Here is a 14,373-nt window from a genome sequence, read left to right on the forward strand (position 1 = left end):
TTTATTTAATGTGCTGCTTTGCGGGCTCGTAATGGTTCGCCAGAGCGTTGCCAAACATGTGCCCAATGTTGGCGCCAATACAATAGGCGGCTATATGCATGAGGCACGAAGTATAAACTAGTTAGGGTGCTAAATGCTAAACCACCAATAATGGTAATGGCCATCGGTGTGTAGGGTGGGCCATCACCACCAATTTGGGTGTCGCCCAAGGCGAGCGGCAGCATGCCAAGAATAGTGGTGGCTACCGTCATGAGAATCGGCCGTACGCGCCTTGCGGCAGCTTCAAGAATAGCATTTTCAAGAGCAATGCCTTCATCAACTAGCTGATTAATGGCATCTACCAACACAATGCCATTATTCACCACGATACCCATTAGAATCAGCATACCAATCAGCGCCATTAAATCCATCGGCGTGCCCGTAAGCCAAAGCGCCCAAAACACCCCAGTAAGGGCGAGGATGAGCGAACCAATTACCGCCGAGGGTAATAGCAATGATTCAAATAAAGCCGCCATCACCATGTACACCATGGCCACGGCAAGCAGCATATTAACCATCATGATGGTATTTTGCTGCTGTTGCGTGCGAAAGCCTCCATCTAAGGTCCAGCGATAGCCATCGGGCAGCTGCATTTGGTTCATGGTGGCAGTAATTGCAGTGCGCGCTTGGGGCATTGTTAGATCTTCAAGGTTGGCAGTGATGCGCACAGCGGTTTGCCGATCGAACCGACGAATGGTACCAAGTTGCTCCACTTCTTCGATGGTGGCAATTTGGTTGAGATGCACCAAGGTATTTCCCACGCGGGCAATTACCATTTGCTGTAATTCTGGCAAAGAAAGGCTGAAATACTCGGGGAAAGTAACCCGTATTCGCATATCACCCTCTGGGTTATGCCGGAAGGAGCGTAAATTCCGCCCTCGCAACGCCACGCCAACTTGTTCGGCAACCATACTCGGGTTTAAGCCAAACCGTTCCGCTTGTTCGCGATCGATGCGAATTTGCAGCTCATTTTTAGCGTTTCCGGTAGCGGTTTGCACGTCGGTAAGACCTTCAATGCGGCCCAGCATAGGAATGATTTCTTCGGCAAGTTGCTCTAACTCTTGGGTGGAACGACCCTGCAAGGTAACTTGTACACCGCGATTATCGCCCCCGCGGAAACCAAACACCGGTTTGCTGCGGGGCAGTGGCGGCATATTTTCGCGAATGCGGCGCTGTATCTCCGTTACCGAAAGCTCACGGTTAGGGTTCAACAATATCGTGGAAATGGCATACCCTGGGGTGTAATAACTATATACATCTTCGATTGCAAACATATCTTTGTTGGCATATAGGTAGCTTTCCATTGCCGTTACATCGCGCTCTACTTCAGAAAGCTTGTATTGCCCGGTGATGTGATAGTTCATGAAAATCCGATCATTAAAGGCCATGTCGGTTTGATCGCCACTCACATTTTTAAACGGCAGCGCAGTGCTAGCCATAATGAACAGCATAATCAAGGTGGTAAGCCGAGGGTGGCGATGGCTCCATTGTAAGCTGCGCAGGTACCCCCGCTTAAGCCGGCCAGGTTGCGGTGGCTCAGGGCTGATTTTACTGTGGATCTTGCTGAGTAATAGCGGAATTAGGGTTTGCGCAATCAATAGTGATGCCAATAGTGAAATACAGATCGCAATCGCCACATGCTCTAAGAAAATGGTAATTTCACCGCCTTCGCCAAAGATATTGGGCAAGAATACGATAGCCGTAGTGAGTGTGCCCGCGATAATCGCCAACGAAACCCGGCTAGCCCCAGCAATAATCGTATCCTGATCTTTTATTTTGCCGGTTGCTTGCTGTTCTTGTTGAATACTTTCGGTAACTACTACGGCGTTATCAATCAGCATACCTATAGCTAACATTAAGCCCATCATAGAGAGAATATTTAAGCTGTAGCCCAATAAATACATCACCCCGAGGGTAAGGCAAATGGCGATAGGTACCGAGAGCACAATGATGAGCGTAGTGCGCCAATCGCGCAAGAACAGATACAGCACAATAATCGATAAACACGCACCAATCAGGCCGGCAAAGAGTAGATCCCGCAATGAAGTAGTAACACTTTCCGCGGTGTTATCCATGGTCATTAGTTGAATGTCGGAAAACTCAGGAGTTCTTGCAACATCGCTAATTACTTGGCTGGCAGCCCGAGCAACATCTACTAAGTTAGCGCTGGATTCTTTATAAATATCTACGCCAATGGCATAGCGCTGGTTGAAGTGGCGACCATCGGTGGCGCGCGGTAGCTCATACTCAACAGTAGCAATATCACCAACAGTAAGCGTTGGAGTAATGGGTAGGGCGCGAATATCATCGAGGCTGCGATATTCACCGGCGGGCTTCACTAAAATTCGCTCGTAAGGCGTTTCCAGATAGCCGGCCGACATAGAGAAGTTAGCCTGATTTAGAATCTGGGTTATTTCACTTACGCTTAAGTTCGTAGCGCTTAGCGTTTGTGGGTTCAAACGAATTATAATTTCGCGCTGTTGCACCCCAAATAAAGCCACGCGAGAAACCCCAGCTACCCGCTCAAGGGGTTGCTTTAATTGCCGGTTAAGTAGTTCCCAAGCAAGAGATAAATCTTGTTCACTAGAGATGCGCAGCTGCATAACCGCCATATCATCGGTGTTAAATTGGTAGATAAATACCCGCTCTACATCATCGGGCAATAAGTGGCGCATGCTCTCCACGCGTTCTCGTGCCTCGATGCCACGAGCAGAAACGCTATCGTTCCAGTTAAAATTAAGCACCACATCGGCGCCATTTTCACCTGAATTAGAGCGCATTTCTTGAATGCCGGGCAGGGTAGCGAGGGCTTCTTCGAGAGGCCGTGTAATCAACCGTTCTACTTCCGCTGGTGTTGAGCCACGATAAGGCACGTTCACCACTATTTGTGGAATATCGATGCCTGGGAATTTCTCGAGCGGCAACATGCGGCTGGAAACTAGCCCCAAAATGAGAAAGCTAAGGAAAAACATGCACACGGTTACTGGCCGCTTTAAAGCGAAGCTGGCCAGCGGTGCCGCAATTTCTGCTACTTTACGCATGATTGGCTACTCCCGGCGCAGGCTCTGCATCTGCAGTGGCAGCAAAATGCTTGCGATCGAACAGTTGATAAACCAATGGGATGAACAATAAGGTAAGTGCGGTGGCGAATAGCAAGCCACTGATTACCGCAATTGCCATACTGGCGCTCAATTCGGCACCTTCACCGATACCCAAAGCGAGAGGGAGTAGGCCAAGAATGGTTGTAAGGGTGGTCATGAGTATAGGCCGCAACCGCTGGGCTGCTGCTTGCTGAATCGCCGCCAATTTAGCTATTCCTTCAACCCGCAATTGATTAATACGATCCACTAGTACAATGGCATTATTCACCACAATACCGGCCAACATGATGAGGCCGATAAATACCACTACACTCAGCGGCGTACCAGTAACCCACAGGCCTACAATTGAGCCAGCAGCGGCTAGAGGCACTGAGAACATGATCAGTAATGGGTGGCCAAAGCTTTCAAATTGTGAGGCCATTACCAAGTACACCAAGAATACCGCGAGAGCTAACGCAAGCATTAATGAATTATATGATTCATCGAGCAGTTCGCTTTGCCCGCCGATATAGGCAGTTACACCCGGTGGTAAGCGCACGCTATCGAGAATTGCCTGCAGTTCAGCTTGTGCTTTGCGCACATCTCCACCTGCAGGGCTGGCACTAATCAGCGCTACGCGTTGTTGCGATAAGCGGGTGATTTCGCTTGGCCCAATGGTGCGATTAATGGTTGCCACAGCCGAAAGCGGAAGCTCTGTGGCGCTGCCCGGGTTGATAATGAGCTGTTCTATACGGTTGGGATCTTGGCGTACATGATCTGGCAAGCGCACGCGGATATCAATTTGCCGGTCGTTTAGGTTGTATTGCGTAGCTACTTGGCCGCCAATTTGCGTGCTAATCGTGCGGGCTACATCCGGTGCTGATAAACCTACCCAAGCTAAGCGGGCATGATCAAAGATGATCTCCAACTCGGGTTGGCCACGGGTTAAGCCATTACGCACATCATTAAAGGCCGGATTTTTTTCCAGCAAATCGGTAATAAGTTCAGCGCTATTTAGTAATCGATCAAGCTCAAAACCATACAATTCAACCACCATAGGCATATCGATTGATACAAGCTCTGGGAAATCAATGCGTGCTTGCACATCCGGTTGGCGATCCAAAAATGCGCGTAAATCAGCAATTAGGGCATCACGTTCAGATTCCAACACAGTGGGCTTCGCTACCACATGGAAGCGACCCCAATAATCACCACCTTGGTTGGCTTGAATTTGCATGAGTGAACCAGAACCAGCCACGGAATAGGTGCGCAATACCCGCTGATCATCACTTAAGAATGCTGCGATTTCGCCCATAAATTCATCGGTACGGTTAATGGGGGTGCCACGCGGTAGTTCGATATCAACGAAGAACTCGCGTTGTTCCATTTGTGGAATCAATTCAGCACCAAGGCGCGGTACTAATGCAAAGCATCCGATAGTAACAGCTGCAAACAAGGTGAAAAATAACCATGGTTTGCGTTGCATGCCCTGCAGGCTGCGAGAATGGCCGGAGCTTACAGCAGCGAAGCCATAATCAAACGCGAATACGATAGGTTTTGCGGCTTTAGCAAGTATCCAACCGATACCAGCAACGCTGCCACGTAAGGCTTTCAGCACCAGCAACGGTAGCCAAAAGAAGAATACCTTACTAAGTAAACGGAAGGGCCAGCCCAGCCAGAACAACACGCGTTGAATCAATGCACGGCGGGTTGGGGGCACCGCGGCGGTTGTTGGCTGGGTGGCATGTTGCCCGGGTAGTTCGGTGGCGTGCTTTGTGGTGTGCTCTGTGGCGTGCTCTGTGGCATAGCGACGAAACTCGCGGCTCGCCAACATAGGAATAAGAGTTAAAGCAACGAATAAAGAGGCAATCAGCGCAAAACTCACGGTGAGCGCTTGATCAGTGAACAGTTGCCCTGCCATACCACTTACAAACACTAGCGGCACAAAAACTGCTAGTGTGGTTAAAGTGGCAGCGATTACTGCCCCAGTAACTTCTTGAGTGCCGGTAATCGCGGCTGCGCGATAGCCTTCACCAAGCTTCTTGCGGCGATCAATATTTTCCAACACTACAATCGCGTTATCTACCAACAAGCCTACGGCCAGTGCGATGCCACCTAACGACATTAAATTCAGGCTTAGGCCGCCCATAAACATAAATAGGAACGTGGCGATAACCGATACGGGAATGGCTAACGAAATAATGAAAGTTGGGCCTAGTTGGCGCAAGAATAACAAGATTACGGCCATAGCCAGCACACCGCCGAAAATCGCGTTTTGTTTTACTGAACTAATCGCATTGCGAATAAAGGTAGATTGGTCGGCAAGTAGCTCAAGGCTGTAATCCGCAGGTAGCTGTTGATTAATTTGCGGCAAGCGTGCGCGCACTTCGTCGGCTACGGTTACCGTATTGGCATCTCCTTCGCGATATAAGTTCAGCTCAATTGATTCGCGGCCATTTACTCGGCTAATGGCAGTGCGATCTTTATGGCCACTGCGCACCGTAGCGATATCTTTTAACTGAATGGGTGCACCGTTGCGGGTAGCAATGAAGATATTTTCCATGTCTTCAAGCGATTTAAATTGGTTTACCGTGCGCACTAAAAATTCTTGCGTACCGGTTTCAATGCGGCCACCCGATTGATTCATGTTCTCGGCGCGCAGGCGGCTAACAATGGTTTGCATATCGATGTTGAGCTGGCTAATGCGGTGCTCATCAATAAGAATTTGCACTTCATCTTCATAGCCACCGCCTGTGCGTACAGCGGCAACGCCCGGAATACTCTCTATGCGGCGTTTGAGCTCATCATCTGCGTAGCGGCGCAGCTCCTGTAGTTCCCAAGGTGTGCCTACCGAGGCTTCGCGATTTAAAGCAAGGCGCATAATGGGCTCTAAATTCGGATTAAAGCGCAGCAGGGTAGGCTTTTCGATATCCAGCGGCAGCATTACCATATCGAGTTTCTCGCGTACCTCGATACCGGCGAAATCCATATTGGTGCCCCAAGCGAATTCCAACACGATATCGGATTGCCCAGCACGGGCATACGAAGTGATTTGCCGAACACCTTTTACGGTGCCTAAAGTTTCTTCAATGGGGCGATTAATGAGCTGCTCAATCTCACTTGGCGCAGCACCCACATAAGCGGTACGCACGGTAAGCGTGGGGTAACTCAAATCAGGCAATAAATTTACCGGTAAACGGCCTAAACTTACGAAGCCAAATAGCACGATGGCTAAGGTAAACATGATAATAGTAACAGGACGACGTACCGCTAAAGCTGCAATACCCTTCTGGCGCACAGGCGCAGAATTAGTTGCCGATGAATTGTTAGCTGCAGGCATGGCTCAAATTCCTTCTGAAATTTAGGTTCGCGTTAACTTACAGCTCAACAACTTCTACGAGTGCGTTGTTACGAAGCGTGTTTTGGCCGGTAACGATCAGTAGTGCATGCTCTGCTAATCCTACGGTTACCTCAACCCAACCATTTTCACGAATACCGGTGCTAACAGGCACGCGTTGGGCTTTGTTTTCATGCACCACAAATACATAATTACTTTGATCTACCCGCACGATAGCGTGATGCGGAATACGCACAGCATCATGCTTTTGAGCGTAATGCAGATTTACGCGAGCAAACATGCCAGAACGCAGGGCATGGTTTTCATTTGGTACCGAAAGTACCACGCGGAAAGTGCCAGACGAGGCATCTACTACGGTACTTACGCGAGCTACTGCAGCAGTAATATGCTCGTTAGCACCGCTGGCTTGCAGTTGTAAATCAGCTTGCTGGCCAACTTCAATATTGCGCAGCGCATGCTCGGGCAAGTTCACCGTGGCGCGCAAGGTGTTGGCATTCACAATATGGAATAGTGATTTCTGTTGGTAGGCCTGAATCATGTTGCCTGTTTTCACATAGCGCTCAGAAATATGGCCGGAAATAGGCGCCCGAATTACCGCTTCGGCATAATCTAGCTCGGCAATTTGGAGCTGAGCAGAAAGCGCATCGTGGCGTGATTGCAGCCGCTCAAGCTGCTCGGTACTTACCATTTGCTGGCCGGCAAGTTGGCGCATACGGGTAAGCTCTTGGCTAACCCCACGCAGCTCGGCAGCAATTTGCTCGCGGCTCAAGCGATAACGGGATGATTCTAAACGAGCCAGCGGTTGGCCTTGCTCTACATAATCGCCTTCTTCTACCAGGATATCTTCCACAATACCGCTTACGCGAGCGATAACATCGGTTTCCTCTTCTGCTTCAAGAATAGTGCTGGCTTGGAAACTCGCACGCACGGTGCCTTTTCCTACGCGTACCGTTTCTACCGGCACACCGCGCTCGGTTTCATCGGGCTTGGCTGCTACTTCGCTGGGATTCACGTTGCCACAACCAGAAAGGGTAGTTGCCAACACGAAAGTGGTGAAGATGGCGAGTAATAACGTTTTTGGATGAGTTCTAAAATTGCCGCTGTGCATAATATTTTCCATTATTTGATTGAACACTAGCTTAGTTCCTTAAGAATATGCGAAAAGCGTGCCAATAAATGTAAGATAATGAAAAATAACACATTAGTGGCTTGCTTTTGTATTTCAGCGCTAGCGAAGTTGGTGAATTCTACATGGAATTTGCTGCAAGTTAGTGAATTCCACCACTATTCTCGCCATAGTGCTTACTTTTTGCGCCCAAATTATTATAATTAGCTGTAGACATTTAGCCGTCTAAACGTGTAGAGTTCCGTTATCGTGTTTTTATCTAATTTGTTTATCCTGTTAAGGAGATGCCATGCGCCTCGAAACTCTTGCTCTACATCATGGTTATACTGCGGAAGAAACTACGCGAGCCGCAGCTGTACCCATTTACCAAACCACCTCTTTCACCTTTCGAGATACTCAGCATGGTGCTGATCTATTTGATTTGAAGGTGGAAGGAAATATTTATTCGCGCATTATGAATCCCACAAATGCGGTGTTGGAGCAGCGTTTAGCAGCTATTGAAGGCGGTGTTGGCGCGTTAGCTGTTGCCTCGGGCATGGCCGCTATTAATTACGCGATTCAAACCATTACCGCAGCAGGCGATAATATTGTGAGCATCAGCAAACTGTATGGGGGTACCTATAACTTTTTTGCCCACTCACTGCCGCAGCAAGGAATTGATGTGCGCTTTGCTGATGAGGATGATTTAGCAGGCATTGCGGCGCTGATTGATGAGCGCACGAAGCTGCTGTTTTGTGAATCAATTGGTAATCCAGCGGGTAATATTGTAGATATTCAAAAGCTTGCCGATGTTGCTCATGCACATGGCATTCCGCTGGTAGTGGATAATACGGTGCCTACGCCAATTCTTTGTCGGCCAATAGAGCAGGGCGCTGATATTGTGGTGCACGCCCTTACTAAATATATAGGCGGACATGGTACCACTATTGGCGGTATTATTATTGATAGCGGTAAATTTGATTGGGCTGCGCAACCAGAGCGTTTTCCGCAACTGAATAAGCCAGATCCTTCCTATCATGGCGTGGTATATACCGAAGCGCTAGGCCCAGCAGCCTTTATTGGCCGCGCACGCGTAGTGCCGCTACGTAATACCGGTGCTGCGCTTTCGGCCCAAAGCGCGTTTAATTTCTTGCAAGGTTTAGAAACCTTGGCACTTCGTATTGAGCGGCATTGCGAAAATGCGCAGAAAGTTGCCGAATATTTGCATCAACATCCAGCGGTTGAATGGGTGAATTATGCCGGGTTACCTGGTGATCACTATCATGCATTAGCGCAGAAAATTACCCAAGGTAAAGCATCAGGAATTCTTAGCTTTGGCGTAAAAGGTGGCTATGCGGCGGCGGTGAAGTTTATTGATGCATTACAATTATTCTTGCGCTTAGTAAATATTGGTGATGCGAAATCGTTAGCCTGCCATCCAGCCTCTACCACTCATCGGCAGCTATCGCCGGAAGAGTTGCAACGGGCTGGCGTAAGTACAGATTTAGTGCGTCTTTCAGTTGGGATTGAGCATATTGATGATATTTTGCTAGATCTTGAGCAAGCTCTGCAAATAAGCCAACGTACTTAGTTACTGCAAACCATAAGTTGCATAAAACAAACAAAGGTGCCTGGGCGCCTTTGTTTGTTTTACTATCGCGTACTATATATTTTAACGCGCCCACAGATTTAGCCAGTTTTTTAGTAAAACAGCACCACTTTCTTGCCACATTGGCTTTGGTAACGCAAAGGTTTCGGTATCCACAAAGTAGTATTCTGGTGGGTGCGGATCTTTACCCGCATCGAAATCTCGTTTGAATTCTTTTTGTAGAGTATCGGCTTCATATTCTGGATGGCCAAAAATAAAGGCGCGGCGCCGCAAATCGTCGGCTGCTAAAAAGGCGCCGGCATTTGGCGCTTGCATCACTACTCGTACCTCAGGATGAGCAAATAGTACCGATTGGCGTGCTTCCGCATAACGTGAATGCGGAAATTGCACGCCAATCTGCATGTTTTTTACCATCTCGTGTTGGCGAAGAATACGATGCTCATATATACCACTTACCTTACGGGCGCGTTGCCTGCGCGGAATATTATAGAAATGATACAACGCGGCATTGGCCGCCCAGCAAGAGTACAAGGTGGTGTTCGCATAATAATTAGCCATATCGAACAGCTCGCGCAACTCGCTCCAGTAGGGAACATCTTCGTATTCTTTCGTGCCGAGTGGTGCACCGGTAACAATTAACGCATCAAAATCAGAGCTTTGATCTAGGGTTTGGTAATGTTGTTGTAGATGGTTTACTGAAGCTGATTTTGGTAGCCAAGAATGTAAGCGAATAAAGTGTACTTCAGTTAACAGTGGTATTTTCGCCAGCAAGCGCAGCCATTGGCGTTCGGTATCCATGTGGTTGGGCATTAAATTCACAATACCTACGCGCATTTTCCCCTGCAAGCCAGGCGCATACTTGATCGCACAGCCCTCCTGTTGGAGTTCTTCGATGGCAGGTAAAGGGCTATGGAGAAGCACCGGCATAAGCATTCCTAAATAAGATCGAGCATGAATATATGGGCTGATATATTTATTATCTGCATCCGTGCACGCACTATCTTAAAGAACAGTTACCTTAACTAAAAGTATTCTTGCGTAAAAATTCTTATTTCCGGTACGTTAGGCATAAAAAAGCCGCTCAAGTTAAGAGCTTGAGCGGCTTGTGAACATATTTACTGTTACTTTTTGATTGGGCTGAAATCGCGTTGCGCTTCACCAGTATATAACTGACGAGGTCGGCCAATTTTCTGGCTCGCTTCGCTGAGCATTTCGTGCCAATGAGAAATCCAACCAACGGTACGCGATAGCGCGAAAATCACCGTGAACATGTTGGTAGGAATACCAATTGCTTTCAAGATAATGCCAGAGTAGAAATCTACGTTTGGATAGAGTTTCTTCTCTACGAAGTATGGGTCTTCTAATGCAATGCGCTCGAGCTCCATAGCAACATCTAGCAACGGATCTTGAATGTTGAGTTCGCTCAACACTTCATGACAGGTGTCGCGCATAACTTTGGCACGCGGGTCAAAGTTTTTATACACACGATGTCCGAAGCCCATTAAGCGGAACGGGTCGTTTTTATCTTTCGCTTTCTTGATAAACTCTGGAATGCGGTCTACTGAACCAATTTCAGCTAGCATCTTCAAGCATGCTTCGTTAGCACCGCCGTGAGCCGGGCCCCATAATGATGCCACGCCCGCTGCGATACATGCATAAGGGTTGGCACCTGAAGAGCCGGCTAAACGCACGGTTGAAGTTGAAGCGTTTTGCTCATGGTCTGCATGCAAGGTAAAGATACGATCCATTGCTTTAGCAATCACAGGGCTTACTTCGTAATCTTCCGCAGGTACAGAGAACATCATATTTAAGAAGTTTTCGGAGAAGCTTAAGCTGTTCTTCGGGTACACGAACGGCTGGCCAACATTGTGCTTGTAGCACATTGCTGCAATCGTTGGGATTTTCGCAATTAACCGATAAGCACTGCGTACTCGTTGCTCAGGATCAGCAATATTTAAATCATCGTGATAGAACGAAGATAAAGCGCCGGTTACTGCGCATAGCATTGCCATTGGGTGTGCGTCTCTACGGAAACCACCGAAAAAGCCATGCAGGCCTTGATGCACCATGGTGTGGTTGGTAATGGTTTCTTTAAATTCGTTATATTGCTCAGTATTCGGCGCTTCGCCGTGAATGAGCATGTAACAAACTTCAAGATAATCAGCTTCAGTTGCAAGTTGATCGATTGGGTAACCGCGATGCAATAGCACCCCGTTTTCACCATCAATGTAGGTAATCTTTGATTCACAAGAGCCGGTAGCGAGGAAGCCAGGGTCGAAAGTGAAGTAGCCGTGCTTGCCTAAGGTCCGTACATCTATTACATCGTGACCGGCGGTGCCTGTAAGCACCGGCAGCTCGATACTGTTGCCATCGATTTGGATTGTGGCTTTACGCTCAGCCATGGAAATCTCCTTGTATTCTGTGCGAATTAGCGAAAAAAGTGCGCTAGTTTTACTTGATCTAAGGGGGTTTTGTCAATTTTACGTAAGGAGTACAATAATGGATGCTGCGCAAAAGCAATTTACTACTTTAGTCTAAAAGCAATCATCGATTTATAGCCGAAGCCGATTTCTATTGGGATTGCGAGATAAATTGAACCAGATTTAGGCGCAGGGAGTAATTGTAATTGTGTATCTCGCTAGATATACTTGCAAGCACAAATTTCAACAATGTTTTCAGATAAGGCAAACAGTTGTGAAAAAACAAAGACCTGTTAATTTAGATCTGAGCACCATAAGTTTACCCCCCGCAGCATTATCATCGATTTTACACCGTGTGTCTGGTGTGATCATGCTTGTGCTCGTGGGTTTACTGGTGTGGTTGCTCGCCAAATCACTTAGCTCTCCGCAAGGCTTTGCCGAAGCACAAGCTATTTTCCAACACCCTGTGGTGAAATTTCTAGTTTGGGGCTTCCTTGCTGCGTTGGGCTACCACTTGCTAGCCGGTATTCGCCATATTTTCATGGATCTTGGCTTTGGTGAAGAAAAAGAATCAGGTAGAACTACTGCAATCGCTGCGATTGTTGGCGGTGTTATCCTCGCAGTATTAGCAGGAGTATGGTTATGGTAAAAATAGCATCTACATTTGGCCGTAGCGGCACGCATGATTTTATACTGCTGCGCGCAGCAGCTGTGGTAATGGCTGCCTACACTATTTTCTTAGTGGTATGGTTAGTGTGTAATCCTGGCTTTGGTTACAACGAGTGGATTACGCTATACAGCCACCTCAGCATGAAAATCTTCACATTACTTACACTTACCGGCCTGCTGATTCACGGTTGGATTGGTATTTGGCAAGTGCTTACCGATTATGTGAAAAAATCTTTATTACGCGGCGTTATTCAATACATTGTTGTGCTTGCATTGCTCGTGTACTGGTTCACCGGTTTGTTCGTATTGTGGGGTATTTAACAACATGAAAGAACTTCAATTTGATGCAGTAGTAATCGGTGCTGGTGGCGCGGGTATGCGCGCTGCTTTGCAAATTTCTGAAAATGGCATGAGCTGTGCGCTGATGTCGAAAGTATTTCCAACGCGCTCACACACAGTATCTGCGCAAGGTGGTATTACCGTAGCTTTAGGTAATGCTCACGAAGATAATTGGGAATGGCACATGTTCGATACCGTAAAAGGTTCGGATTACATTGGTGACCAAGACGCAATCGAATACATGTGTAAAACCGGCCCAGAAGCGATTTTGGAAATGGAGAACATGGGTTTACCGTTCTCGCGCTTTGAAGATGGTCGCGTATATCAGCGTCCTTTCGGCGGCCAATCAAAAAGCTTTGGTGGTGAGCAGGCAGCGCGTACAGCAGCAGCGGCAGACCGTACAGGCCATGCGCTATTACATTTGCTTTATCAGCAAAACGTAAAAAACAAAACAACCGTGCTTTCCGAGTGGTATGCGCTTGATATCGTGAAGAATCAAGATGGTGCAGTTACTGGTGTAACCGCAATCGAGATTGAAACCGGCGAAATGTTCTATATCAAAGCGAAAGCGGTGATTTTAGCTACCGGCGGTGCAGGGCGCATTTATGCCTCTACTACGAACGCCCACATTAACACGGGTGATGGTATTGGTATGGCATTACGCGCTGGCGTACCAGTACAAGATATGGAAATGTGGCAGTTCCACCCAACTGGTATTGCCGGCGCTGGCTCTTTGGTAACAGAAGGGTGCCGAGGCGAAGGTGGTTATCTGCTGAATAAAGACGGTGAGCGTTTCATGGAACGCTACGCACCGAATGCTAAAGATTTAGCAGGCCGCGATGTTGTGGCCCGGGCGATGATGACCGAAATTCGCGAAGGCCGCGGCTGTGATGGTCCTTGGGGTCCGCACATTAAGCTGAAGCTCGATCACTTAGGCCGCGAAACACTAGAATCACGCTTACCAGGTGTTTGTGATTTGGCGAAAACTTTCGCTCACGTAGATCCCGCAGAAGAACCAATTCCAGTAATTCCAACTTGCCATTATATGATGGGTGGTATTCCTACCGATGTTCATGGCCGTTGTTTATCAGTAGACGATAACGGTAAAGCAACACCAATTCAGGGCTTGTTTGCCTGTGGTGAAATCGCTTGCGTATCGGTGCATGGTGCTAACCGCTTGGGTGGTAACTCATTGCTTGATTTGGTGGTATTTGGCCGCGCAACAGGCTTGCATTTGGAAGAATCGTTGGCAGCCAATACGGAAGCGCGTGATGCATCGCAAGATGATATTGATGCGGCATTAGCACGAGTTAACCGTTGGAATACTACACAGAAGGGTGAAGACCCGTTCCAAATCCGCAAAGATTTGCAGAACTGTATGCAACTCAACTTTTCGGTATTCCGTGAAGGTGATGCAATGGCTGAGGGTATGAAAGAGCTGCAGGAAATTCGTGAGCGCCTCGATAATGCGCGTTTGGACGATACCAGCACTGATTTCAACACCCAACGCATTGAGTGTTTAGAGCTTGATAATTTAATGGAAACTGCGTACTCAACTGCGATTTCGGCGAACTTCCGTACCGAAAGCCGTGGTGCCCACAGCCGCGCAGATTTCCCTGAGCGTGATGATGACAAGTGGCTATGCCACACCGTTTATCGCCCAGAAGATAACTCTATGGTTACTCGTGAAGTAAACATGGCCCCGAAACTCCGTGAAGCGTTCCCGCCGAAAGCGCGCACATACTAAGAGGGAT

At 48.0% G+C, this 14,373-nt stretch carries 9 protein-coding genes; 4 read left to right on the forward strand and 5 right to left on the reverse strand.

From position 1 onward, the window contains the following. Nucleotides 1–5 precede the first annotated feature (5 nt). From ACNA7P_RS04095 to ACNA7P_RS04105, 3 genes are read right to left on the reverse strand one after another with little or no spacing between them, the layout of a single operon-like run. A complete protein-coding gene (locus ACNA7P_RS04095) occupies nucleotides 6–3,080 on the reverse strand; it encodes an efflux RND transporter permease subunit (RefSeq protein ID WP_416257343.1) in 3,075 nt (1,024 codons plus the stop codon). After that, nucleotides 3,073–6,459, reverse strand: a complete 3,387-nt coding sequence (locus ACNA7P_RS04100; RefSeq protein ID WP_416257344.1) for an efflux RND transporter permease subunit — start codon at nucleotides 6,457–6,459, stop codon at nucleotides 3,073–3,075. The genes ACNA7P_RS04095 and ACNA7P_RS04100 overlap by 8 nt, the downstream gene beginning before the upstream one ends. A gap of 37 nt (nucleotides 6,460–6,496) precedes the next feature. After that, nucleotides 6,497–7,612, reverse strand: a complete 1,116-nt coding sequence (locus ACNA7P_RS04105) for an efflux RND transporter periplasmic adaptor subunit (protein WP_416257345.1) — start codon at nucleotides 7,610–7,612, stop codon at nucleotides 6,497–6,499. A 280-nt stretch (nucleotides 7,613–7,892) separates the two neighbouring features. Here ACNA7P_RS04105 and ACNA7P_RS04110 point away from each other — a divergent pair, with 280 nt between their 5' ends. After that, entirely contained in the window at nucleotides 7,893–9,173 is a 1,281-nt protein-coding gene (locus ACNA7P_RS04110) for an O-acetylhomoserine aminocarboxypropyltransferase/cysteine synthase family protein (protein ID WP_416257346.1), read from the forward strand. A gap of 81 nt (nucleotides 9,174–9,254) precedes the next feature. Here the strand turns inward: ACNA7P_RS04110 and ACNA7P_RS04115 are convergent, their stop codons facing one another. After that, a complete protein-coding gene (locus tag ACNA7P_RS04115; protein WP_416257347.1) occupies nucleotides 9,255–10,118 on the reverse strand; it encodes a homoserine O-acetyltransferase/O-succinyltransferase family protein in 864 nt (287 codons plus the stop codon). Nucleotides 10,119–10,312: 194 nt separating this feature from the next. Beyond that, nucleotides 10,313–11,593: a citrate synthase gene (locus ACNA7P_RS04120; protein WP_416257348.1), complete on the reverse strand. Its 1,281-nt coding sequence runs from the start codon at nucleotides 11,591–11,593 to the stop codon at nucleotides 10,313–10,315. A gap of 292 nt (nucleotides 11,594–11,885) precedes the next feature. Here ACNA7P_RS04120 and sdhC point away from each other — a divergent pair, with 292 nt between their 5' ends. From sdhC to sdhA, 3 genes are read left to right on the forward strand one after another with little or no spacing between them, the layout of a single operon-like run. Continuing rightward, nucleotides 11,886–12,260 (forward strand): succinate dehydrogenase, cytochrome b556 subunit, encoded by a 375-nt coding sequence (sdhC, locus tag ACNA7P_RS04125; RefSeq protein WP_416257349.1) that lies wholly within the window; start codon nucleotides 11,886–11,888, stop codon nucleotides 12,258–12,260. After that, the gene (gene sdhD, locus ACNA7P_RS04130; RefSeq protein ID WP_416257350.1) at nucleotides 12,254–12,601 is read left to right on the forward strand and encodes a succinate dehydrogenase, hydrophobic membrane anchor protein; all 348 of its coding nucleotides are present in this window, start codon (nucleotides 12,254–12,256) and stop codon (nucleotides 12,599–12,601) included. Before sdhC ends, sdhD begins: the two co-directional genes overlap by 7 nt. A gap of 4 nt (nucleotides 12,602–12,605) precedes the next feature. Beyond that, a complete protein-coding gene (sdhA, locus tag ACNA7P_RS04135; protein WP_416257351.1) occupies nucleotides 12,606–14,366 on the forward strand; it encodes a succinate dehydrogenase flavoprotein subunit in 1,761 nt (586 codons plus the stop codon). Nucleotides 14,367–14,373 lie beyond the last annotated feature (7 nt).

The sequence above is a fragment of the Aliidiomarina sp. genome, from assembly GCF_047920995.1.
Classification (GTDB): Bacteria; Pseudomonadota; Gammaproteobacteria; order Enterobacterales; family Alteromonadaceae; genus Aliidiomarina.